General features: G+C 64.9%; 20 protein-coding genes. 10 read left to right on the top strand and 10 right to left on the bottom strand.

The window, feature by feature from the left end; genetic code table 11:
- Positions 1 to 120: 120 nt before the first annotated feature.
- Entirely contained in the window at positions 121 to 1,011 is an 891-nt protein-coding gene (locus tag ACU8HS_RS03160) for a LysR family transcriptional regulator (protein WP_112567365.1), read from the bottom strand.
- Between the two features lie 104 nt (positions 1,012 to 1,115).
- Between ACU8HS_RS03160 and blaOXA the strand changes: the two genes are divergently transcribed.
- Complete coding sequence (gene blaOXA / locus ACU8HS_RS03155; RefSeq protein ID WP_447015382.1) at positions 1,116 to 1,940, top strand: class D beta-lactamase; 825 nt, start codon at positions 1,116 to 1,118, stop codon at positions 1,938 to 1,940.
- Between the two features lie 39 nt (positions 1,941 to 1,979).
- Here the strand turns inward: blaOXA and ACU8HS_RS03150 are convergent, their stop codons facing one another.
- Together ACU8HS_RS03150 and ACU8HS_RS03145 are read right to left on the bottom strand one after the other, a co-directional pair.
- Positions 1,980 to 5,096: an efflux RND transporter permease subunit gene (locus ACU8HS_RS03150; protein ID WP_447015381.1), complete on the bottom strand. Its 3,117-nt coding sequence runs from the start codon at positions 5,094 to 5,096 to the stop codon at positions 1,980 to 1,982.
- Entirely contained in the window at positions 5,093 to 6,394 is a 1,302-nt protein-coding gene (locus ACU8HS_RS03145; protein WP_112755626.1) for an efflux RND transporter periplasmic adaptor subunit, read from the bottom strand. The genes ACU8HS_RS03150 and ACU8HS_RS03145 overlap by 4 nt, the downstream gene beginning before the upstream one ends.
- A 297-nt stretch (positions 6,395 to 6,691) precedes the next feature.
- Here ACU8HS_RS03145 and ACU8HS_RS03140 point away from each other — a divergent pair, with 297 nt between their 5' ends.
- Entirely contained in the window at positions 6,692 to 7,573 is an 882-nt protein-coding gene (locus ACU8HS_RS03140; RefSeq protein ID WP_112705051.1) for an aminoglycoside phosphotransferase family protein, read from the top strand.
- A gap of 7 nt (positions 7,574 to 7,580) precedes the next feature.
- Here ACU8HS_RS03140 and ACU8HS_RS03135 read toward each other — a convergent pair whose 3' ends face one another.
- The gene (locus tag ACU8HS_RS03135) at positions 7,581 to 8,369 is read right to left on the bottom strand and encodes an SDR family oxidoreductase (protein ID WP_112754284.1); all 789 of its coding nucleotides are present in this window, start codon (positions 8,367 to 8,369) and stop codon (positions 7,581 to 7,583) included.
- Positions 8,370 to 8,623: 254 nt separating this feature from the next.
- On the opposite strand from ACU8HS_RS03135, the gene ACU8HS_RS03130 reads away from it, so the two are divergent.
- Positions 8,624 to 10,288 (top strand): electron transfer flavoprotein-ubiquinone oxidoreductase, encoded by a 1,665-nt coding sequence (locus tag ACU8HS_RS03130; RefSeq protein WP_447015380.1) that lies wholly within the window; start codon positions 8,624 to 8,626, stop codon positions 10,286 to 10,288.
- A gap of 5 nt (positions 10,289 to 10,293) precedes the next feature.
- Here the strand turns inward: ACU8HS_RS03130 and ACU8HS_RS03125 are convergent, their stop codons facing one another.
- Positions 10,294 to 10,650 (bottom strand): type II toxin-antitoxin system VapC family toxin, encoded by a 357-nt coding sequence (locus tag ACU8HS_RS03125; protein ID WP_113500376.1) that lies wholly within the window; start codon positions 10,648 to 10,650, stop codon positions 10,294 to 10,296.
- Positions 10,647 to 10,880, bottom strand: a complete 234-nt coding sequence (locus ACU8HS_RS03120) for a type II toxin-antitoxin system VapB family antitoxin (RefSeq protein ID WP_112705060.1) — start codon at positions 10,878 to 10,880, stop codon at positions 10,647 to 10,649. Before ACU8HS_RS03120 ends, ACU8HS_RS03125 begins: the two co-directional genes overlap by 4 nt.
- 162 nt (positions 10,881 to 11,042) lie before the next feature.
- On the opposite strand from ACU8HS_RS03120, the gene ACU8HS_RS03115 reads away from it, so the two are divergent.
- Positions 11,043 to 11,663 (top strand): L,D-transpeptidase, encoded by a 621-nt coding sequence (locus ACU8HS_RS03115; RefSeq protein WP_112705047.1) that lies wholly within the window; start codon positions 11,043 to 11,045, stop codon positions 11,661 to 11,663.
- Between the two features lie 65 nt (positions 11,664 to 11,728).
- Here the strand turns inward: ACU8HS_RS03115 and ACU8HS_RS03110 are convergent, their stop codons facing one another.
- On the bottom strand, positions 11,729 to 12,634 hold the full coding sequence (locus ACU8HS_RS03110) for a DMT family transporter (RefSeq protein ID WP_113500375.1): 906 nt from the start codon (positions 12,632 to 12,634) through the stop codon (positions 11,729 to 11,731).
- Between the two features lie 145 nt (positions 12,635 to 12,779).
- Between ACU8HS_RS03110 and ACU8HS_RS03105 the strand changes: the two genes are divergently transcribed.
- From ACU8HS_RS03105 to ACU8HS_RS03085, 5 genes are all read left to right on the top strand, one after another.
- On the top strand, positions 12,780 to 13,253 hold the full coding sequence (locus ACU8HS_RS03105; RefSeq protein ID WP_112567383.1) for an Lrp/AsnC family transcriptional regulator: 474 nt from the start codon (positions 12,780 to 12,782) through the stop codon (positions 13,251 to 13,253).
- A gap of 124 nt (positions 13,254 to 13,377) precedes the next feature.
- Positions 13,378 to 14,307, top strand: a complete 930-nt coding sequence (locus ACU8HS_RS03100) for an ABC transporter substrate-binding protein (protein WP_113500382.1) — start codon at positions 13,378 to 13,380, stop codon at positions 14,305 to 14,307.
- Positions 14,308 to 14,336: 29 nt separating this feature from the next.
- On the top strand, positions 14,337 to 15,329 hold the full coding sequence (locus ACU8HS_RS03095) for a FecCD family ABC transporter permease (RefSeq protein ID WP_447015379.1): 993 nt from the start codon (positions 14,337 to 14,339) through the stop codon (positions 15,327 to 15,329).
- Positions 15,326 to 16,333, top strand: a complete 1,008-nt coding sequence (locus ACU8HS_RS03090; RefSeq protein WP_112755635.1) for an iron ABC transporter permease — start codon at positions 15,326 to 15,328, stop codon at positions 16,331 to 16,333. The genes ACU8HS_RS03095 and ACU8HS_RS03090 overlap by 4 nt, the downstream gene beginning before the upstream one ends.
- A complete protein-coding gene (locus ACU8HS_RS03085) occupies positions 16,326 to 17,123 on the top strand; it encodes an ABC transporter ATP-binding protein (protein ID WP_447015378.1) in 798 nt (265 codons plus the stop codon). Before ACU8HS_RS03090 ends, ACU8HS_RS03085 begins: the two co-directional genes overlap by 8 nt.
- 172 nt (positions 17,124 to 17,295) lie before the next feature.
- Here the strand turns inward: ACU8HS_RS03085 and mgtE are convergent, their stop codons facing one another.
- A complete protein-coding gene (mgtE, locus tag ACU8HS_RS03080; protein WP_447015377.1) occupies positions 17,296 to 18,669 on the bottom strand; it encodes a magnesium transporter in 1,374 nt (457 codons plus the stop codon).
- A gap of 316 nt (positions 18,670 to 18,985) precedes the next feature.
- Complete coding sequence (locus ACU8HS_RS03075; protein WP_112567327.1) at positions 18,986 to 19,999, bottom strand: zinc-binding alcohol dehydrogenase family protein; 1,014 nt, start codon at positions 19,997 to 19,999, stop codon at positions 18,986 to 18,988.
- A 105-nt stretch (positions 20,000 to 20,104) separates the two neighbouring features.
- Here ACU8HS_RS03075 and ACU8HS_RS03070 point away from each other — a divergent pair, with 105 nt between their 5' ends.
- A complete protein-coding gene (locus tag ACU8HS_RS03070) occupies positions 20,105 to 20,506 on the top strand; it encodes a winged helix-turn-helix transcriptional regulator (protein ID WP_112567324.1) in 402 nt (133 codons plus the stop codon).
- Here the strand turns inward: ACU8HS_RS03070 and ACU8HS_RS03065 are convergent.
- Positions 20,474 to 21,694: an MFS transporter gene (locus ACU8HS_RS03065; protein WP_447015376.1), complete on the bottom strand. Its 1,221-nt coding sequence runs from the start codon at positions 21,692 to 21,694 to the stop codon at positions 20,474 to 20,476. The genes ACU8HS_RS03070 and ACU8HS_RS03065 overlap by 33 nt on opposite strands.
- Positions 21,695 to 21,924 lie beyond the last annotated feature (230 nt).

Raw genomic sequence — 21,924 nt, 5'->3', positions numbered from 1 at the left:
GAACCGGGGCGGCTGCCCCGAAATACGAAAGGGCGCCTTGTCGCGCCCCGGTCATTTTGTGAGAGGCGGGTGATGGCACAGGCGCGGGCGGAAAGCAACCCGTGCGGATCAGTTTGCCGATCAGTTCGCGAGCTGCGCCCGCGTCTCTTCCGCCATCCGGCCGATCCACTTGCGGAATGTCTCCATGGCCGGCGTGACGGAGCGGGATTTGAGCCGCGTCAGCCAGTAGCTGCCCTTGGAAATCCGGATCGGGAAGGGCTGTTCCAGCTGGCCGGCGGCAAGCTGGCGGGAAAACATCAAGGGCGGGGCGAGCGCCACGCCCGCCCCCTGCAGTGCCGCCTCGATCATCAGCACGGAGGAATCGAAGACCATGCCGCGGATCGGCGGGCAGGCGACGCCCGCCGCCTCGAACCAGCCGGGCCACTCGTCGGCGCGGTAGGAGCGCAGCAGCGTCTGATGCGCCACATCCTCGGGGGAGGCGAGCTGGCGGGCGGTCGAGGGGATGCAGAGCACCGAAAGCGGCGCTTCGAACAGCGGCTCGGCCTCGATGTCGTGCCAGGCGCCGTTGCCGAATTTGATCGTATAGTCGAGCCCTTCGGCGGCGATGTCGACGCGGTTGTTGTTGGTCGAAAGCCTGAGATCGATGAAGGGATATTGCTCGCGGAAATCGGCCAGCCGCGGCACCAGCCAGCCGACGGCAAGCGTGCCGACCGCGCCGAGCTTCAGCACTTCGCGAATGTGGCCACCCTCGAACCGCTCCAGCATGCCGGCCATGCGGTCGAAGGAATCCTGCAGCGCCGGCAGGAGCGCAAGGCCCTCTTCGGTAATCATCAGCCCGCGCGGCAGGCGGCGAAACAGGCTGACGCCGAGCCGCTGTTCGAGCAGCTTCACCTGATGGCTGACGGCCGCCTGCGTGACGCAGAGTTCGATTGCCGCCCGCGTGAAGGAGAGATGGCGCGCGGCGGCCTCGAAGGCGCGCAGCGAATTCAGCGGCAAATATGGTCGAACCATGGCAATGGCCTAATCTGATTTATGCCTGACCGCAAATATCATCGTTTGATCAGGCCTTCCAGGACGGCCTAGAAAGCTTCCGTCGAACCATATGGAGAACGAAAGTGGCTTTCGAAAGACTTCTTCTTCTGGCATTTTCCATAAGCATTACAGCAGCTTCCATCGGCGTTGCTCCGGCGCGCGCCGCCGGTCCGATCCGCTGCACCCTGATTGCCGACGAGAAGACCGGCGAGACGATCTACCGGCAGGGCAATTGCGATCAGGGCTTCTATCCGCAATCCACCTTCAAATTGCCTTTGGCCATGATGGGTTATGACGCCGGCATTCTTGTCGACGAGCACACGCCGCTCTGGCCCTACGATCCGAAGCTCAAGCGGTCCAAACGCGAGCAGCAGGATACCGACCCGACCATCTGGGAGCGGGATTCGATCGTCTGGTTCTCGCAGGCGCTGACCCGCAAGCTCGGCAAGCGCGCCTTTGGCGATTACGTCAGGCGTTTCGGCTACGGCAACCAGGACGTTTCGGGCGGGCCTGGCAAGACGGACGGGCTGACCGAATCCTGGCTGATGTCGTCCTTGAAGATCTCGGCGGAGGACCAGGTGCGCTTCATCCGCCGGTTCCGCACCGGCAACCTGCCGATCTCGGCGCGCGCCCGGCAGATGACCGAGGCGATTGTCCCGCATTTTAAGGCAGCGGACGGCTGGGACATCCAGGGCAAGACCGGCTCCGGCTGGCTGCGCAACGCCGCCGGCAAGACCAATTACGAGCGCCCGCTCGGCTGGTTCGTCGGCTGGGCGACGAAGGGCGAGCGCCGCCTCGTCTTCGCAAGGCTCTATATCGCCGACCACCGCTACGACGACAATCCGATCAGCTTCGAAACGCGCGATACGCTGATCGCCGATCTGCCAGCTCTCGCAGCCGGCCGCTGAACGAAAAAAGGGCGCCGCGCGGCGCCCTTTTTTGTCCCGTTATTCCGCCGCCATCGCCCGCGGCTCCTCTTGCGCATGGACTTCCGGCTGCTTGCGGCTGAGCAGGCGGTGGAGGAAATTGCCGAAACGGTCCATCTCCACGAAGATGACCGGCGTGATGAACAGCGTCAGCATCTGCGAGACGATGAGGCCGCCGACGACCGCGATGCCGAGCGGCTGGCGCAGTTCCGAGCTGGCGCCGGTGCCGAGCGCGATCGGCAACGCGCCGAGCAGGGCGCAGAAGGTCGTCATCATGATCGGCCGGAAGCGCCGCACGCAGGCTTCGTGGATCGCCGCCGTCGCCTTCTCGCCGGTCGTGCGCATGGTTTCCACCGCCACGTCGATCATCATGATCGCGTTCTTCTTGACGATGCCGATCAGCATCAGCAGGCCGATAAGCGCGATGATCGACAGGTCGAAGCCCATGATCTTCAGGGCCAGCAGCGCCCCGAAGGCGGCCGCCGGCAGGCCGGAGAGAATGGTCAGCGGGTGGATGAAGCTTTCGTAGAGCACGCCGAGCACGACATAGATGGTCAGCACCGCCGCCAGGATCAGATAGGGCGTGTTGCCCTGCGACTGCTCGAAGATCTGCGCCGTGCCGCCATAGGACGTGAACACGTCGGCCGGCATGTTGATGTCCTTCTTGATCTGGTCGATCCTTGCGGTCGCGTCGCTGAGCGACACGCCTTCCGGCAGGTTGAAGGAAACGGTGGTCGAGACGAGCTGGCCCGTCTGGTTGATGGTGACGGGGCCGACCGTGCGCTCCACATGCGCGAAGTTCGACAGCGGCACGAGGCTGCCGTTGGACGAGGCGACGCGGATTTCCGAAAGCTTCTGGTCGTCCCAGGGCTTGCTCGTGTCATATTCGACGATCACGTCGTAGCTGTCGCCGGTCGACTGGATCTCGGCCGCCGCGTAGCCGCTGAAGGATTCCTGCAGGGTGGTGCGCAGCGTGTCGTTGTCGATCCCGTAGGCGGCCGCCCGCTCGGTATCGATGACGATGCTGGCCTGCAGGGCGTTGTTCTGCGCATCGGAGGTCACGTCGGTAAACAGCCGGTCGGCGCGCATCGCCTGCTGCATCTTGCCGGCCCACAGGTTGGTCTGGTCGGCGTTCAGCGCCTGGATGACCAGCTGATACTGGCTGGCGGTCTGGCGGCCGCCGAAGCGCAGGCTCTGGTTCGGCGTCACGAAGGCCTGCAGGCCGGGGATCTTGTTGATCGCCGTGCGCAGCTCGCGCAGCGTCTGGTCAAGCGGCGGGCGCTCCTTCTTGTCCTTCAGCTCGACGAACATCGAGCCGTTGTTCAGCGGCTTGTTCGGGTTGCCGCCGATGGTCGACATGACGTGGTTGACGGCCGGGTTGGCCTTGACGACGGCGGCGGCCTGCTGCTGCAGCGCCTCCATCGCCGAATAGGAAATGTCCTGGCGCGCCTGCGTGCTGATCGTCAGGCGGCCGATATCCTCCTGCGGGAAGAAGCTCGTCGGCAGCGTCAGGAAGAAATAGACCGTCAGCGCCACCGAGCCGAGGAAGACGCCGAGGATGGTCGGCCGATGTCTCAGGCACCAGCCGACCGCATTGTCGTAGCCGCGCAGGGTGCGCTCGAAACCGGCGTCGAAGATGCGGATGACGAGCGGCGGGCGGCTGTGGTTGTTGGAAAGGCGCGAGCCGAGCATCGGCGTCACCGTCAGCGACACGATCGCCGAGGCGATGATGGCGATCGCCACCACCATGCCGAATTCGTTGAACACGCGCCCGACGACGCCGCCCATCAGCAGGATCGGGATGAAGACCGCAATCAGCGATACCGACATGGAGATGATCGTATAGCTGACTTCGCCCGCACCCTTGATCGCCGCTTCCCGCACCGGCATGCCTTCCTCGACATGGCGCAGGATGTTTTCCAGCATGACGATCGCGTCGTCCACGACGAGACCGACCGCCAGCGTCAGGCCGAGCAGCGAGATATTGTCGATACTGTAGCCCAGCACATACATCATGCCGAAGGTCGAGATCAGCGACAGCGGAACGGCAAGGCCCGGAATGATGGTCGCGGTCGCGTGCCCGGTGAAGAGATAGATGACGAGAACGACGAGGCCGATCGTCAAAAGCAGCGTGAACTTCACGTCGGAGATCGCGTCGCGGATCGGCTTTGCGGCATCGTTCATGATGACGGTGTTGACCGAGGGCGGGATTTCGGCGTGAAGCTGCGGCAGCTTGGCGTTGATCGCATCGACCACGTCCACCGTATTGGCGTCCGGCTGGCGCTGGATGGCGAGGATGATGCCGCGCTGGCCGTCATACCAGCTGCCCGTATACTGGTTCTCGACGCTGTCCTGGACGTCGGCGATGTCGCCGAGATGGATCGGCGCGCCGTTCGGATTGGCGATGACCAGCGAGCGGAACTGCTCGGCATTGGTGCGCTGCGTATTGGCCGTGATCGTCATGGCCTGCGCATTGTTCTGCAAGGTGCCGACCGGCTGCTGGCTGTTGGCGGCCGCAAGCGCCTTGTTGACCGTGTCGATGCCGATGCCGCGGGTCAGAAGCTTGTTGGGATCGACCTCGACGCGCACGGCATAGGTCTGCGCGCCGAAGACGCTGACCTGGGCGACACCCGGCAGCGTCGACAGCGACGGCGAGATGATGTCCTCGGCGATCTCGTCGAGCTTGCTGCGCGGCATCGTGTTGCTCTGCACCGCAAGCAGCATGATCGGCGCGTCGGCCGGGTTCGTCTTGCGGTAGCTCGGCGGCGTCGTCATGTTGTCGGGCAGCTGCCGCGTCGCATGCGAAATGGCCGCCTGCACGTCGGCGGCGGCCGCGTCGATATCGCGGTTCAGGTCGAACTGCAGCACGATGCTGGTGCTGCCGAGCGAGCTTGAGGCGCTGATTTCGCTGATGCCGGGGATCGTCTCGAACTGCTTGATCAGCGGTGTCGCCACCGATGTCGCCATCGTCTGCGGCGAGGCGCCGCTCAGCTGCGCCGAAACGTTGATGGTCGGGAAGTCAACCTGCGGCAAAGCCGCCACCGGCACGAGCCGGTAGCCCGCCAGACCCGCGAGGATCACGCCGATCGCAAGCAGGGTCGTTGCGACCGGGCGCTGGATACAGAAATTCGGGATCACTGCTCGGCCCCCACCGCGATCGTTTCGGCCTGCGCATTTTGCCGAGGCTCGTCGGCGGAAGCGACATCGAGTGTCTTGTCGTTGAACTGTTCGTTGATCGCCTGCTGGTCGCTGAGCTGGCCCTGGCCCTCGACGACCACATGCTCGCCCTCCGAAAGGCCGGAGGCGATGGCGGTGAAGCCGCCATTGGCGCGCGCGACGGTCACGGGCGTCAGGTGCGATTTGCCGTCCTTGGCGACGAAGGCGAAGAAACCGTCGGGGCCGGGGCTGACGGCGACGGTGGGAACGACCACCTGCTGTTCGTCATTGTTGAAATGCACGACGAGATTGACCGACTGGCCGGGCCACAGGGCGCCGGAGGCGTTTTCGAACTTCGCCTTGGCAAGGATCGTGCCCGAGGCGGTGTCGACCGTATTGTCGTAAAAACTGATCTCGCCCTTGCGCACCTGCCCCTTGGTGGAATCGGGCGCCGTGCTGACCTCGACCGGGCCGGAGGCGAGCGCCTTCTTCAGCTCCTGCAGGTAGCGCTCCTGCAGGTGGAACTTCACATAGATCGGATCGTATTTGGCGATGGTGACGATGGCCGCGCCGGCATTGACGAAGGCGCCCTTGCTGAGCGCGATATCGCCGAGCCGGCCGTCGAAGGGGGCGCGGATATCGGTATTTTCCAGCGTCACCTGGTCGGAGGCGAGCGTGGCCTTGTCGGCTTCAACGGTCGCGGCGGCGGTATCGCGGGCGGCCCTGGCCTGGTCGAGGCTCTGCTGCGTGCCGGCCTTCTGGTCGAAAAGGTCCTGCGCGCGGGTCAGCGCCGTCTCGGATTCGGCAAGGGTGGCCGTATCGCGCACGATCATCGCATTATCCTTGTCGACGGCGGCCTTGGCCGTGCGGTCGTCCAGCTTGGCGATCAGGTCGCCCTGCTTGACGGTGGCGCCGTCCTTGGCCTCGATGCTGACGACCAGCCCCTGTTCCTGCGCGGCGATCGTCGTATTGTCGTCGGCGTCGGCCCAGCCGGTCGCCGTCACGTCCATCGGCAGGGCCGCCTTCACGGCGGCCACGGTCTTGACCATGGTGGGGCCGCCGGCGCCGCGGCGGCGCCCGCCGCCCTGCTGCTGCCCGGACCCGCCCTGGGCCGGATCGGCCTGCGCCTGCCGGCGGCCGCCGTTCTGGCCGGCGTCCGGCTTCTTGATGAACTGCGACAGGTAGGGGATATCGGAAGCATAGGGGACCTTGTCCCCGAACTGCCAGAAGCCGACGGCGGCCACGGCGACGATGCTGACGGTGATCCAAAATTTCTTCATGGGCGAGACCGGTCTTGTCCTCGGAAGATTGCGTGATTTTCGGCTGCGATTGAGCCGCCTATATTGCGGCGCAAAAAAGACATAATCACCCCCCGGACGATCACTAACCGGTTATAACGGCTTAAATTTTCGTAATGAACATTCCGTAATATTCAAACTATACTAATATATAGTCAAACAGGCGGCGTCGCCCATTTGCGCCGCCTGCCGGCGCAGGCTCCATTGGCGAAACACTATTTGATCCGCATCGCAGGTCCTGCGCGAGACAGAAGGTGCAAACCGCGGAGGCAGACAGTCATGGCCGAATTGAATGCCGGTGAACTTCGCTCACTGATTACCAACATCTTTCCGGAGCTTACGGCTTCCGTCTTCAGGCTGGCGACACCGGGCTGGGATTCGGTGGCTATCGACGTGGACGACAGGCTGATCTTCAAGTTTCCGCGCAATCCGGGCGCGGAGAGGGCGCTCATCAGGGAGGCGGCCCTTCTCGGCATCATCAGGCCGTCCCTGTCGATGACGGTTCCCGACATGCGCATCCATGACGGCCCGCCGATCTTTTCCAGCCATACCAAGATCCAGGGCGAACATCTCATCACCGACGATTACGAGCGCCTGCCGAAAGCGGCCCGCCAGCGCCTCGGCGACGATCTGGCCCGCTTCTATGCCGAACTGCACGGTCTGGACGGCGAGCGCATGCGCGCGCTCGGCGCCGGGCCGATCCCGCCCTGGCAGTCGCCCGAAACGGTGCGCGACAAGGCGCTGCCGCTGCTGTCGTCCGACCTTGCCACCTATGCCGAGAGGGTCATCTGGGATTTCAAGGCCCTGCCGCCCGATCCCTACGGCACCATCTACGGCTTCTTTGACGGGCACGGCTGGAACATGGCCTTCGACCATGCCGAGGGCCGGCTGAACGGGCTCTACGATTTCTCCGATTCCGGCTTCGGGCCGCTGCACCAGGAATTCATCTATTCGAACTTCATCTCGCCCGACCTGACCTCGCGCATCGTCTCGGCCTACGAGACGCTGACCGGCCGCCGGCTCGACCGCCGGCGCATCGCCGTCCTCACCGGCTTCCACCGCCTGTCCGAACTTGCCGAACTGGCCGACGATCCCGCCCATGTCGGCGCCAAGATCGACAGCGTGGCGGCATGGGCGGCCGCCACCGCGCGTGCCGGATGAGGAGGGCTCAGAGGGAGCGCGCCGCACCCCCGTCGCAGCGGATCAGCGAGCCGGTAATATAGCTTGCCGGCTGGCTGCACAGGAAGGCCGCCGTTGCGGCGAATTCCTCGACCCTGCCGTAGCGGCCGACCGGAATGCGCGCCTCCTTCTCCGTGCGGATCTCCTCAATGCTCTTGCCGGTGCGCCTTGCGGCCGCCCCGTCGAGATCGTCGAGCCGTGCCGTCAGGATGCTGCCCGGCAGCAGCAGGTTGGTGGTCACGCCCTGGCCGGCCACTTCCGATGCCAGCGTCTTGCTCCAGCCGGCAAGCGCCGGGCGCAGCGTGTTCGACAGCGCCAGGTTGGCGATCGGCTCGATGACGCCGGAGGAGGCGACCGTCAGGATGCGGCCCCAGCCCTGCGCCTTCATGCCGGGCAGCAGCGCATTGGTGAGCGTGATGACGCGCGCCACCATCGACAGGAAATAGGTTTCGAGCTTGTCCGGCGTCATGTCCTCGGTCGTGCCGGGCGTCGGGCCGCCGGTATTGTTGACGAGAATATCGAGCCCGCCGAATTTCTCCTGCACGGCGCCCGTGACGGTCTCGACGAAATTGTCGTCGGAAAGGTCGGCCCAGATCCAGTCGGCCTTGCCCTTGCCTTGCATGTTGATCGCCTTGCAATTGGCCTCCAGCTGCTCGCCGCTGCGCCCGCACAGAAGAACGTTTGCCCCTTCCTGCGCCAGCGCCCTGGCAATGCCGAGCCCGAGGCCGCGCGAGGACGCCAGGACGAGCGCGCGTTTGCCCTTGATGCCGAGATCCATGTTTTCCTCCAAATCCTGCCTCCCTTCTATAGGGCGCAAGTCTCGGCAAAGAAAAGCCGGAAAGCGGTTTTGCCGCACCCCGATAAATTGACGTTAACGTAAGCGTCATATAATCTTCCGTGCGCAGAAACATCATTGTGCGAATTGGAGGATCGCCTGTCGCTTCCCGGCTCGACAATGTTTTCCGGTTTTGACAAGAGAGTAGCCGACAATGGGGATGAGCGGCCGCGACATGGCCGAGCGGAGACGGATGGATGACCGACATGACTGAACTGCCGGAACGCGAGAGCATGGAATTCGACGTGGTGATCGTCGGCGCCGGTCCGGCCGGCCTTTCTGCCGCCATCCGCCTGAAGCAGGTCAATCCGGAACTGTCCGTCGTCGTGCTGGAAAAGGGGGCCGAAGTCGGCGCCCACATTCTCTCCGGCGCCGTCGTCGATCCCATAGGCATCGACCGGCTGCTGCCCGGCTGGCGCGAGGAAAGTGACCATCCTTTCAGGACCGAGGTCACGGACGACCATTTCCTGCTGCTCGGCCCCGCCGGTTCGCTACGCCTGCCCAACATCATCATGCCGCCGCTGATGAGCAATCACGGCAACTATATCGTCTCGCTCGGAAACGTCTGTCGCTGGCTGGCGGCCAAGGCGGAAGAACTCGGCGTCGAGATCTATCCGGGCTTTGCCGCAACCGAAGTGCTCTATAGTGATGAGGGCGCCGTCATCGGCGTTGCGACCGGTGACATGGGCATCGAGAAGAACGGCGAGCCCGGCCCGAACTATGCGCGCGGCATGGCGCTGATGGGCAAATACGTGCTGATCGGCGAGGGCGTGCGCGGCTCGCTCGCCAAGCAGCTGATCGCCAGGTTCGACCTGCAGAAGGATCGCGAGCCCCAGAAGTTCGGCATCGGCATCAAGGAACTCTGGGAGGTCAAGCCGGAAAACCATCGCCGCGGCCTCGTCCAGCATTCCTTCGGCTGGCCGCTCGGCATGGGCACCGGCGGCGGCTCCTTCCTCTATCACCTGGAAGACAATCTCGTTGCCGTCGGCTTCGTCGTCCACTTGAACTACAAGAACCCTTATCTCTATCCGTTCGAGGAATTCCAGCGCTTCAAGACCCACCCGGCGATTCGCGGCACGTTCGAGGGCGGCAAGCGCCTCTCCTATGGCGCCCGCGCCATCACCGAGGGCGGCTGGCAGTCGGTGCCGAAGCTTTCCTTCCCCGGCGGGGCGCTGATCGGCTGTTCGGCGGGCTTCGTCAACGTGCCGCGCATCAAGGGCAGCCACAATGCCGTCCTTTCCGGTCTGATGGCCGCCGACCGCATTGCAGAAGCGATCGCGTCGGGCCGCGCCAATGACGAAGTGGTCGAGATCGAAAACGACTGGCGCCGGAGCGATATCGGCAAGGACCTGAAGCGGGTGCGTAACGTCAAGCCGCTCTGGTCGAAATTCGGCACGGCCCTCGGCGTAGCACTCGGCGGCTTCGACATGTGGACCAACCAGCTCTTCGGCTTCTCCTTCTTCGGCACGCTGAAGCACGGCAAGACCGACGCCGCCTCGCTGGAACCCGCGTCGCAGCACAGGAAGATCGATTATCCGAAGCCCGACGGTGTGCTCACCTTCGACCGTCTCTCTTCCGTCTTCCTGTCGAACACCAATCACGAAGAGGACCAGCCGGTCCACCTGCAGGTCAAGGACATGGCGCTGCAGAAATCCTCCGAACTCGGCGTCTATGCCGGCCCCTCGACCCGCTACTGTCCGGCCGGCGTCTATGAATGGGTGGAAAAGGACGGCGAGGAGACTTTCGTCATCAACGCCCAGAACTGCGTCCACTGCAAGACCTGCGACATCAAGGACCCCAACCAGAACATCAACTGGGTGCCGCCGCAGGGCGGCGAGGGGCCGGTCTATCCGAATATGTGATCGGCCTATCCGACGCCCAGCGCCTCGGCGATTTTCGCCAGCCGCCTGTCACGGGTCAGAAGCCGGGTGCCTTCGGTCAATTTGGCCGAGGCCAGCAGGTGGACATCGACATAGCCGATGCCGCTTCCCATGAGCGAATGCTGTCCGATCAGGAAGAGGATTTCGGCATTGCTGGCGACCGTCGCCTGCGGCAGCTCGGACAGCGAGCGAAGGACGAGATCGTAATGCGGCATCGAGCCGAGCGCGATTTCTCCGACAATGAAGGGGTGGACCAGAACCTGCTGTCTTTTCAGCAGAAATTCCACCTCCTCCTCGCGCTTTCGCAGGTGGCCGATCCAGACCGACGTGTCGAGTATGATCACTCGGAGTGATCCCGATCCGCTCCGCCCCATGTTCCGTCGCTGTTCCAGCGGCGTCTCGGCGGAGCCTGCAGATCCGGTGCGCTGCCGCCCAGCATGATGAGACGACGCGCCGCTTCTTCCTGTATCAGGCGCGTGAGCGCTTCCTTCAGAAGCGCGGACCGTTCCTTGATGCCGGTGACTTCCTGAGCCCTGGCAAGCAATTCGTCGTCCAAAGTCACCGTCGTTCTCATCCTTGCCTCCTGCCGCATCAAAAATAGCATCAAATGATGCGCTTCTCAATGCAGCGGGAAATAGAGGCCGCCGCCCGTCGATCTTGCGCCGCCCGTTTAGCATTTCGTTAACCATAATTTCCTTAGCCTGCGACATCTTCTTGACGCGCTAAGGACACATTCATGACGATCTCGCGCCGGGGCTTCCTGATCGCTCTTCCCCTCTTTGCCGCCGGCTGCTCTTCGACGACGCTGAACAGCCAGACGAATTATGCAGCCCTGCCGGATGAAAAATTCCCGCTGCGGCAGGTGCCGATCGACCAGATCAGGCCGGAGCTTCGCCGCACCGAAGTCGCCTATGAAGGCGGCTATGCGCCGGGCACCATCGTCGTCGATACGCCGGCGCGGCGCGCCTATTACATCATCGGCAACGGCAGGGCGATGCGCTACGGCGTCGGTGTCGGCCGCGAAGGGCTGGCCCTTGCCGGCAATGCCTATGTCGGCCGCAAGGCGGAATGGCCGAGCTGGACGCCGACCGAAAACATGCAGCGCCGCGAGGAGCGCTACCGCAAGCTCGCCGGCGGCATGCCGGGCGGGCCGAACAATCCGCTCGGCGCGCGCGCCATGTATCTCTACCGCGGCGGCAACGACACACATTTTCGCATCCACGGCACCAACCAGCCGCAATCGATCGGCCTTGCCATGTCGAGCGGCTGCATCCGCATGATGAACCATGACGTGATCGACCTCTATAACCGCGTCGAAGTCGGCGCCAGGGTCGTCGTCATCCAGGCCACGGCCTGATGTAACGTCACGCAAAAGCCGCCGCAGCGGATGGCTGCCGGCGGCTTTTGCTTTGGGCGGAACGTTTAGTGGCGCCTGGCGGCAATACCGGTCGAGAGCGCCACGCCGATGCCGGTGATGACGGCCGCGCCGATTTCGGCAAGGCCCATCGGCTCGCCGAGCAGGAAGCCGCCGCCGACAGTTGCCAGAACCGGCGTCAGCGCCGTGAAGGCGGCCGCCTGCGTTCCGCCGAGATTGCGCACCGCCGTGCCGTAGGCCAGCATGGCGACGAGGCCGGAGAGAATGCCCTGGCTCAGCACCTGCAGGCCGATTTCCGGCAGCGCGGCCTGCGGCAGCGAGACGCCGAAGACGAGTGCCAGCGCCGCCATGATGAGGAAGGACCAGACGGCGATCAGCGCGCTCGCCTGGATGGCCGAAAGGCCGGAGCGGCGGAAGGCATGCGTATAGCTTGCCCAGAGAACGGCGCCCGCCGGCAGCAGCACGAAGCTCGTCCAGGGCAGGGAGGCATCGGCAAGGCTGCGGACAAGCAGGATCATCACCCCGGCGACGATCGCCAGCAGCCCGGCAATGCGTGTGGCGTCAGGCCGTTCGCCAAACAATAGTATGCCGATCAGCGCTGTCGCCAGCGGCATGGAGCCGCCGAGCAGGATGCCGGACGAGGCGGCCGGCGTCGAATGGATGGCAAGCGTCGTCACCAGAAAGAACACCGCCCCGCAGCCGGCGATCATGATTGCCATCAGATGCAGCGGCAGGCCCTTCGGCTTGAGCCCGGTGCGCAGCCAGACCGGCGCAAGGACAAGCGCCGGAATGCCGAAACGGATCAGCCCGATATCGATCGAGCCGAGCGGGGTTGCGGCACTATGGCGCGTTGCCAGAAACCATGACGACCAGATCAGCACGGTGATCGTGCCGGCGGCATAACCCGACAGTTGCGAAGTCGGCTTTTCGTTTGAAAATGTGATGGTGCTCATCGTCCTGTCCTTTCCTCCGGTCCCGGTATCGACCGGACGGAAAGAACATTAGCGCCGGAGGGCGAGGCATGTCCTTGCTATCTGTGGCTTGGAAAACGTGTTATACGCAATGATCTGCCAATTCATGCCGATGGATTTCGCAAATATGCCAAATCTCGATAAATTCGATATTGCCATCCTCAGATGCCTGCAGGAGGATGCGCGCGCCACCAATGTCGAGATCGCCGAGAAGGTGAACCTCTCGCCGTCGCCCTGCCTGCGCCGCATCCGCAACCTCGAAAAGCTCGGCGTCATCAGGCGCTACACCGCCGATATCGACCGCAAGGAGGTCGGCCTCGGCCTGACCGTCTTCGTCGAATTCAAGGTCGCCCATCACAGCCGGGAAAATTCCGAGGCGCAGCAGGCGGCGCTGCTCGCCATTCCCGAGATCGTCTCCTGCTTCCTGATTTCCGGCACGGCCGATTTCCTCGCGGAAGTCGTCGTCGAAGATCTCGCAGCCTATGAGCGACTGCTGACGGAAACGCTGCTGACCCTGCCGAACGTCAGCGACATCCGCTCGAATTTCGCCATCCGCAGCATCAAGACGCACGGGCCGCTGAAACTGCCGGAGCGCGGTTGACGTACCCCGTCCAATAAGATGACTGCGATTGTAAACTTTACTTGAAAAATCCGCTTCACTTCTGTAGTCCGCGTCTCAGCCGGTGAGAGGACCGGCCGATCATTTCAGTATGAGGGACTTTGCCGTGAGCGTTTTTGATATTCCGCTGTCGCGCCGCCAGTTCGGCCTGCTGCTTTCCGCCTGTGCCGCCGCCGCACCCGGCCTTGCCCTTGCCGCCGACGACAGGCGCACGATTACCCACGAACTCGGCACGACCGAGATTGCCGGAAAGCCGCAGCGCGTCGTCGCGCTCGAATTCTCCTTCGTCCAGGCGCTGGACGCGATCGGCGTCGTGCCGGTCGGCATCACCGACGACAACCAGCCGAAGCGCATCGAGCAGCTGCTCGGCAAGAAGATCGACTACAGCTCGGTCGGCACCCGCCTGGAGCCCAATCTGGAGCTTGTCGCGGCACTGGCGCCCGATCTCATCATTGCCGACGAAATCCGCCATTCGGCCATCTACCAGCAGCTCAGCGCGATTGCGCCGACCATCGTGCTGAACAGCTGGGAAGGCAGTTACGACGTCATCAAGGCCTCGGTCGTGACGATTGCCGATGCGCTCGGCGAGAAAGAGAAGGGCGAGCAGGCGCTCGCCGCCCATGAGGCCGTCATCGCCGGGCTGGTGGCAAAGATCCCGGCCGGTGAGAAGCGCCGCTTCCTGCTCGCCGTCGCCAATCCGGATTCCATGAGCCTGCACACATCGGCCTCCTTCACCGGCTCTGTCTTCAGGGCGATGGGCCTGACGCCGGCGATCGATTCCGCCGATGCCGTCGAAAGCGGGGCGGGGCTGGAACGCCTGATCGCCGTCGATCCGGACGTGCTGCTGGTGGCGACCGATGCCGGCGGCACGGTCTTCGACCAGTGGAAGAGCAATACGGCCTTTTCCAATATTTCGGCGGTGAAGGCCGGCACGATCTACGAGGTCGACCGCAACCAGTTCTCCCGTTTCCGCGGGCTGGCGACGGCGGAAATGATCGCCCGCGAAATCCTCGCCAAGGTCTACAAGGTCGGATAAGCAGCGCGATGACGGCAGGAAGCGGCGCGATGATGCGGCAGACAACCGGCAGCCCCGTGCGGCTGGCGCTCTGCCTTGTGCTGGCGCTCGCAGCCGTCGTCCTTGCCGGCATGTCCTTCGGCGTCTCCGGCCTGCCGGTCGCCCGCGCGCTTCGCCTGCTGCTGGCGCCCGACGGTTCGCCCGACAGTGCCCTCGTCTGGGACGTGCGCCTGCCGCGCGCCATGCTTGCCATGCTGGTCGGCGCCAATCTCGCCGTTGCCGGCGTGCTGATCCAGACGCTGACCCGCAATCCGCTCGCTTCGCCGCAGACTTTCGGCATCAATGCCGGGGCCTCGCTCGTCATCGTCATCTCCCTCATCGCCGTTCCCGGCCTCGGCGCCGGCGGCACGGTCTGGCCGGCCTTTGCGGGTGCCGCCGCCGTCGGCCTTGCCATGTGGGCGCTGTCGGTCTCCGGCGCCATGAACGAGATGAAACTGGCGCTGGCGGGCATCTCCATCCAGCTCGTGCTTGCCGCCCTCGTGCAGGCGATCCTGATCGCCAACAATGCCGGCCAGGATATCGTCTACTGGCTCGCCGGCTCCATCAACGGCGCGCAGTGGCACAAGGTCTGGATCATCCTGCCCTTCACGATCATCGGCGGCGGCATCGCGCTCGTCGCCGGGCGCCATTTCGGCGTGCTGGCGCTCGACGGGGCGACGGGCGTCTCGCTCGGCCAGAGTGCCCGCCGCGTCGGCGGCCTTGCCGCGGTGCTGATCGTCCTGCTTGCCGGCTCCGCCGTCGCCGTCAGCGGCCCGATCGGCTTCATCGGCCTGCTGGTGCCGCATATCGTGCGGCGTCTGGCCGGCAGCGACCAGTTCACCGTCATCGCGCTCAGCGCCATTGCTGGCCCCCTGCTGCTGAGTGCCGCCGATCTCCTCGGCCGTGTCGCGGCCTTTCCGGCCGAAACGCCGGTCGGCATCGTCACCGCGCTTGTCGGCGCGCCGGCCTTGCTCGTCATCCTCTGGCGGCAGAGGGCGGCATGACGGGCGCTCTCCTGCCGGCACGGAACCTGCGCGCGGCAAGCGTCTGCCTCGCCGTCGCGGCCCTCATCCTCGTCATTGCCGTGCTCGGCATGACGGTCGGCGCCGTCACGCTCTCGGTCGGCCAGGTGTTGGAGGGCATTGCCGGCGGCAAGAGCGCCTTCATCGTCATGCAGTACCGCGCCCCGCGCGTCATCGTCTCCGTGCTTGCCGGCGCCTCGCTCGGCATTGCCGGCACCTTCCTGCAGGGCGCGCTGCGCAATCCGCTGGCCTCGCCCGATGTCGTCGGCATCACCAAATGGGCCGGCCTCGGCGCTTTCCTTGCCGGCCTCTTCACGCCGCCGGCCTGGGCCGTCTGGGCAATCCCGGCCGGCGTCGTCGCCGGTGCCGTTGCCGGCGCGCTGGCGCTGCTTGCCGTCGGCCGCGCCTTCGGCGGCGGCATTGCCGCATTGGCGCTCGTCGGCGTGGCGCTCGGCATGCTCGCCCAGGCGCTGATGCAATATGTCATGGTGCTCTTCCCGACGCGCGCCGACCAGTCGATGGTCTGGCTGGCCGGCAGCGTCTACGGCTCGACGATGAGCGATGTCAGCGCGCTCTCGCTCTGGCTTGCCGCCTGCCTGCCGCTCGTGCTGGTCGCCACGGTGAGGCTCGATGCCGGCGGTTTCGGCGACGATACGCTCGTCAGCCTCGGCCTCTCGCCCGGCCTGCTGCGCGGCGGCCTCATCCTCGTTTCGGTCCTGCTCTGCGCCGGCAGCGTCGCCGCCGTCGGCTCCATGGGTTTCCTCGGCCTGCTTGCGCCGCACGCCGCCCGCCTGCTCGTCGGCCCGCGCGCCCGCCACATGGTCCCGGCAAGCGCGCTGATCGGCGCGCTCACGCTTTCGGCCGCCGATCTGATCGGCCGGCTCGTGGCGCTGCCGAACGAGATCCCGGCGGGCATCGTCGCCGCCGTCATCGGCGGCCCCTATCTGATTTTCCTGCTGGTCAAGGAGGCCGGCCGTCATGACTGATGCCGCCCGTTCCCGTCTTTCCGCCGCGGACCTGACGCTCGGCTACGCCGGGAACGAAGTGCTCGGCCACGTCGATATCGCCATTCCCGACGGCAGGATCACCGCCCTGATCGGCGCCAACGGCTCCGGCAAGTCGACGCTGCTGCGCGCGCTCGGCCGCATCATCCAGCCGCTCGGCGGCGCGGTCACGCTGGACGGCAAGGCGATTGCGCAAATGCCCGGCAAGGTGATTGCCCAGACGCTGGCGCTCCTGCCGCAAAGCCCGGTTTCGCCCGATGGCCTCACAGTGCGCCAGCTCTGCCGCTTCGGCCGCCACCCGCACAAGGCCATGCTGTCGCGCACGACGCACCATGACGAACAGATCGTCGAGGCGTCCCTGGCCGCAACCGGCCTGAGCGACCTCTCCGAACGCCCGCTCGACCGCCTCTCCGGCGGCCAGCGCCAGCGCGCCTGGATCGCCATGGCGCTGGCGCAGGAAACGCCGATCCTGCTGCTCGACGAGCCGACCACCTATCTCGACATCGCCCACCAGCTGGAAGTTCTGGAACTGTTGAAGGAACTGAACGGCAAACGCGGGCGCACCATCGTCATGGTCGTCCACGATCTCAATCATGCCGCCCAATATGCCGACCACATCATCGCGGTCGCCGGCGGCGGCATCCATGCGGCCGGCCGCCCCGCCGATATCCTCAAGCCGGACCTGATCCGCGCCGTCTTCGGCATCGACGCCGTGGTGATATCCCATCCGGTCGACGGCACGCCGCTCTGCCTGCCCTTCGTCGAACGCTAGGGCCATCCCGGCAAAAACGTGCAACGGTTCTGCGTTGCAGCGATGAGAGGGAGCTGTTCTTCTACAGAACGAACCTGATCACTGGAAAGGTGCACAGGATCGGAATTGCATCAGGACAAAGCTCCGGATGGAGATGATTTCAGGCCGACCGGCCTGAAATCGCAAGCAGGATCTAGAGAAGCGTGCCGCTGAGGATGAGCAGCGCCACCGAGAAGTAGATGACGAGCCCGGTCACGTCGACCAGCGTGGCAACGAAGGGAGCCGATGCCGTTGCCGGGTCGAGCTTCAGCTTCTGCAGCAGGAAGGGCAGCATCGAGCCCGACATGGAGCCGAAGGTGACGATGCCGACCAGCGCGGCAAAGACCGTGAGGCTGACCAGCTGCCAGTGCGGGCCGTAATCGTAGAGCCCGGCCGTCTGCCAGAAGATCACCCGGACCATGCCGACGAGCCCGAGAATGGCGCCGAGCACAAAGCCGGTCGGCAATTCGCGCAGCAGCACCCGCCACCAGTCGGTCAGTTTCAGCTCGCCGACGGCCAGCGCCCGGATGATGAGCGAGGTCGCCTGCGAACCGGAATTGCCGCCGGAGCTCATGATCAGCGGAATGAACAGCGTCAGCACGACGGCCTTTTCCAGCTCGCCTTCGAAATGCTGCATGGCGCTCGCCGTCAGCATTTCGCCGAGGAACAGGGCGCAGAGCCAGCCGGCCCGCTTGCGGATCATGCCGCCGAAGCTGATCTTCATATAGGGCTTGCCGAGCGCTTCCATGCCGCCGAATTTCTGCGCGGCCTCGGTCGTGTCCGATATCATCGTGTCGATCACGTCGTCGACCGTGACAATGCCGAGCACCATGCCGTGATCGTCGACGACGGGCAGGGCGAGCAGGTCGTGCTTGCGGATCAGGCGGGCCACGTCCTCCTGCTTCATCAGCGCGTTGGCCGAAACCGGAATGCCCTTCTGCGCCACCGAGAGGATCGAGGCGTCGGGCTCGCCGGTAATCAGGCGGCGCAGGGTGACGACATGCAGCAGCGCGCCGGAATTGTGGTCCAGCACATAGATCGCATAGACGGTCTCGCGCGAGCGTTCGACCTGGCGCACATGGTCCAGCGTCTGGGCAACGGTCCAGTCGTCGGGCACGCTGACGAATTCCGTCGTCATGATGCTGCCGGCCGTGCGCGGCGGATAGCCCATCAGGTGCTGGATGGCGACGCGCACCGGCTCTTCCAGGCTGGAGAACAGGCGCACGCGGTCGTCCACGTCGAGTTCCAGAAGAACGTCGGCGACGCGGTCGTTCGACATGCCGTGCAGCAGGCGGGCCGAATCCGCGTTGTCCATCAGCGCCAGGATGGCAGGCGCGTTGCGCAGCTCCGGGCGGTCAAGAATGTTGACGGCGTATTCCTGCGGCATCCGCGACAGGATGCGGCCGGCTTCAGCCGGGGCAAGCCCGTTCAGCGATTCCACGCGCTCGGCAATGGTCGCGACACGGCTGTTGTTCATGAAGGCGCGAGCGGCATAGCCGGCCCGCAGGGGGAAGCGATTGATATTCATTGGCTCGCCTTTCCGTCGATCCGCCGTAGCGTCCGGACGGGCGAGCCTGGAGCATCCAGGTCAGCGCGCGACGGCCGCGTACGGCAAAGGCAATCGACTGCTACTGTCGCTTGGCATCTGAGTGATGGCTCCGTTGATATCCGTGGCAGGACATGCGTCATCCACGTGTCACACTAGGTGGTCCCGAATGCGGAAAAAGTCAAGCTGCCTAAATGTTTAACGCCAGAATGCCGCACCCTCGGCGCGGCATTATAGGTCAGCATCCTTTACGCATTGTTTCAAACCGCTGACATGCGCGCTTGCGCGCCCGCAGGCTTCAGAATCCGGCCAGCACGACCTTGCCCTTCATCCTGCCGCTCTCGACCAGGGCATGGGCCTTTTTCATGTTGGCGGCGTTGATCGCGCCCACGGTCTGCGACAGCGTCGTGCGGATCTTGCCGGCGTCGACAAGCTCCGAAACCCGGTTGAGGATCCGGTGCTGCTCGATCATGTCGGGCGTGCCGTAGAGCGGGCGGGTAAACATCAGTTCCCAGTGAACGGAAGCGGCCTTGCGCTTGAAGGGAACGACATCGAATGACTTGGGATCGTCGATCAGCGCGAAACGGCCCTGTGGCGCCAGCGCCTCGACGATATCGGCGACATGCTTGTCCGTATTGGTCGTCGAGAAGATGAAGCCCGGCGCGCCGATGCCGAGCGCTGCGACCTGCGGGGCGATCGGCTGCGAGTGGTCGACGACGTGATGGGCGCCGAGTTCCTTCACCCAGTCCTGCGTTTCCGGGCGCGAGGCGGTGGCGACGATCGTCAGGTCCGTCAGCGCCCTGGCGATCTGGATCGCGATCGAGCCGACGCCGCCCGCGCCGCCGATGATGAGCAGGGCAGGGGCCGCACCCGGCACCGGATCGGTGACGCGCAGCCGGTCGAACAGCGCCTCATAGGCGGTGATGGAGGTCAGCGGCAGGGCGGCCGCGGCGGCGAAATCGAGGCTCTTCGGCTTCCTGCCGACGATGCGCTCGTCCACGAGCTGGAATTCGGCGTTCGAGCCGGGCCGGTTGATGACGCCCGAATAGAACACCTCGTCGCCGGGTTTGAACAGGGTGACATCCGGGCCGGCGGCCTTGACGATGCCGGCGGCATCGAAGCCCAGCACCTTCAGTTCGTCGGCGGGCGGGGCCATGCCGGCGCGCACCTTCACGTCGACGGGGTTGACGGAAACGGCTTTGACCTCGACCAGCAGGTCGTGTCCCCCGGCTTCGGGCGTGGGCAGCTCGACATCGATCAGCGAGGTTTCGGCGGCGATTGGCTGCGGGGTCTTGTAGGCGACGGCGCGCATCTGGGCAAACTCCTGTGTTCATTGCACGAGAGCTAGATGCGACCTATGTTCTGGCAACGCAAGAATGCACAAATTCTGTACGTAGTACCAAAAAGGATACTGTCGATGTCGCTGCCGCGCGCCAAACTCGTCACCAATTTTCCCGGTTGCCCGGTCGAGGCGACGCTGAGCTATCTCGACGGAAAGTGGAAGGGCGTCATCCTTTTCCACCTGATGGACAGGACTTTGCGCTTCAACGAGCTGCGGCGCCATCTGCCCGCCATCACCCAGCGCATGCTGACCAAGCAGCTGCGCGAGCTGGAAGAGTCCGGCCTGATCTCACGAACAGTTTACCCGGTCGTGCCGCCGCGCGTCGATTATGCGCTGACCCCGCTCGGCTCCACGCTGAAGCCGGTCATAAGGGCGCTCGCCGCCTGGGGCGACGAATTCGTCTTCTGCAGCCCGGAGGGAAGGGAGCTCAGGGTCGCGAAAGCTCTAGGCACGCCGGCTGCGGAGCTCCAGGCGTAGCGAGGCGGCAAAGACGAACAGGCCGAGGAAGGAGAGCACGGCGCCGACATAGCCGGTTGCCGCAAAGCCGTAGCCCCAGGCGATGACGAGGCCGCCGAGCCATGCGCCGAGCGCGTTGGCGATGTTGAAGGCCGAATGGTTGGAGGCGGCCGCCAGCGTCTGCGCGTCGGCGGCGACATCCATCAGCCGCGTCTGCAGCGCCGGGCCGGCCGCAAAACCGCAGCCGACGAGGAAGACGCAGAGCCCGAGCATATAGGGGTTGGCGGCGGTCAGCGAGAAGGTCGTCAGCACGACGATATTGTAGACCAGCGAGCCGCCGATCGTGCCGAGCAGTGATTTGTCGGCCAGCCACGAGCCGATGACGTTGCCGGCATTCATGCCGATGCCGAACAGCACGAGCATGATCGGGACGGCCGTTTCCGGCAGCAGCGCCACCCTGGTCGTCGTCGAGGCGATATAGCTGAACATGGCGAACATGCCGCCGTAGCCGACAGCGGCGATGGCAAGCGTCAGCAGCACCTGCGGGCGGCGGAAGGCGCTGAGTTCGCGCAGCGCGCTTGCCCCTTCCGAAACCTTGTCGTGCGGCACGTAGAACCAGATGAGCACGACCGTCACGAGCCCGATGATGCCGACCGTGAGGAAGGCGATCTGCCAGTCGAGCGCCTGGCCGAAGAAGGTCGTAAGCGGCGTGCCGAGCAGGGTGGCGACCGTCAGGCCCAGCATGACGCGGCCGACCGCCCGCGCGCGCCGGTGCACCGGCACCATCGAGGCGGCAACGAGGGCCGCCACGCCGAAATAGGCCCCGTGCGGCAGGCCGGTGACGAAACGCAGCACCGTGAAGCTTTCGAAAGTCGGCGCGATGGCGCTCAGAATATTGCCGACGGCAAAGAGCAGCATCAGACAGAGCAGCAGCGTGCGCCGCGCCATCCGGGCGGCGAGCACGGCAATGACGGGCGCGCCGATGACGACGCCGAGCGCATAGGCGCTGATGACATAACCGGCCTGCGGGGTCGTGACCGAAAACGTGTCGGCCACGTCGGGCAGCAGGCCCATGATCGCGAATTCGCCGGTGCCGATGCCGAAGCCGCCGGCGGCAAGCGCCAGCTGCACCAAAGCCACGGTCATGGCCGAGGGAAGTGCTACCTCCGGTTCGGAATCGATGGAATCGTTGACGGCAACCTGGCTCACGGGCGGTCCTCGGCGGATCTGTGCTTGGCGACGGCCGCTGGCGGGACGCCGGGGCCGGTCATTCGGAAATGGCGGGAGGCGGAGAGAAGATCTCCATCGTCCCATCTATCGAACGGGACGCGGGAAGCGTCGAGTGCATTTTTTGCAGTGCAGCGTAGCGCTATCTGCATACGTCCATTGCAATATTTGCGTTTTGCCCGTCCCGGCCGAAAAATCCTCCGGCTTGAAAT

Source organism: Rhizobium sp. KDH_Rht_773_N (assembly GCF_052946295.1).
Note: the sequence above shows the minus strand (reverse complement) of the source record. Positions and strands in the feature narration are given on the sequence as shown.

Coding starts and splice junctions, on each gene's coding strand:
- ACU8HS_RS03160 (WP_112567365.1), bottom strand. CDS start 1,011: ATGGTTCGACCATATTTGCCGCTGAATTCGCTGCGCGCCTTCGAGGCC.
- ACU8HS_RS03145 (WP_112755626.1), bottom strand. CDS start 6,394: ATGAAGAAATTTTGGATCACCGTCAGCATCGTCGCCGTGGCCGCCGTC.
- ACU8HS_RS03140 (WP_112705051.1), top strand. CDS start 6,692: ATGGCCGAATTGAATGCCGGTGAACTTCGCTCACTGATTACCAACATC.
- ACU8HS_RS03135 (WP_112754284.1), bottom strand. CDS start 8,369: ATGGATCTCGGCATCAAGGGCAAACGCGCGCTCGTCCTGGCGTCCTCG.
- ACU8HS_RS03130 (WP_447015380.1), top strand. CDS start 8,624: ATGACCGACATGACTGAACTGCCGGAACGCGAGAGCATGGAATTCGAC.
- ACU8HS_RS03120 (WP_112705060.1), bottom strand. CDS start 10,880: ATGAGAACGACGGTGACTTTGGACGACGAATTGCTTGCCAGGGCTCAG.
- ACU8HS_RS03115 (WP_112705047.1), top strand. CDS start 11,043: ATGACGATCTCGCGCCGGGGCTTCCTGATCGCTCTTCCCCTCTTTGCC.
- ACU8HS_RS03110 (WP_113500375.1), bottom strand. CDS start 12,634: ATGAGCACCATCACATTTTCAAACGAAAAGCCGACTTCGCAACTGTCG.
- ACU8HS_RS03105 (WP_112567383.1), top strand. CDS start 12,780: ATGCCAAATCTCGATAAATTCGATATTGCCATCCTCAGATGCCTGCAG.
- ACU8HS_RS03095 (WP_447015379.1), top strand. CDS start 14,337: ATGATGCGGCAGACAACCGGCAGCCCCGTGCGGCTGGCGCTCTGCCTT.
- ACU8HS_RS03090 (WP_112755635.1), top strand. CDS start 15,326: ATGACGGGCGCTCTCCTGCCGGCACGGAACCTGCGCGCGGCAAGCGTC.
- ACU8HS_RS03085 (WP_447015378.1), top strand. CDS start 16,326: ATGACTGATGCCGCCCGTTCCCGTCTTTCCGCCGCGGACCTGACGCTC.
- mgtE (WP_447015377.1), bottom strand. CDS start 18,669: ATGAATATCAATCGCTTCCCCCTGCGGGCCGGCTATGCCGCTCGCGCC.
- ACU8HS_RS03075 (WP_112567327.1), bottom strand. CDS start 19,999: ATGCGCGCCGTCGCCTACAAGACCCCGCAGCCAATCGCCGCCGAAACC.
- ACU8HS_RS03070 (WP_112567324.1), top strand. CDS start 20,105: ATGTCGCTGCCGCGCGCCAAACTCGTCACCAATTTTCCCGGTTGCCCG.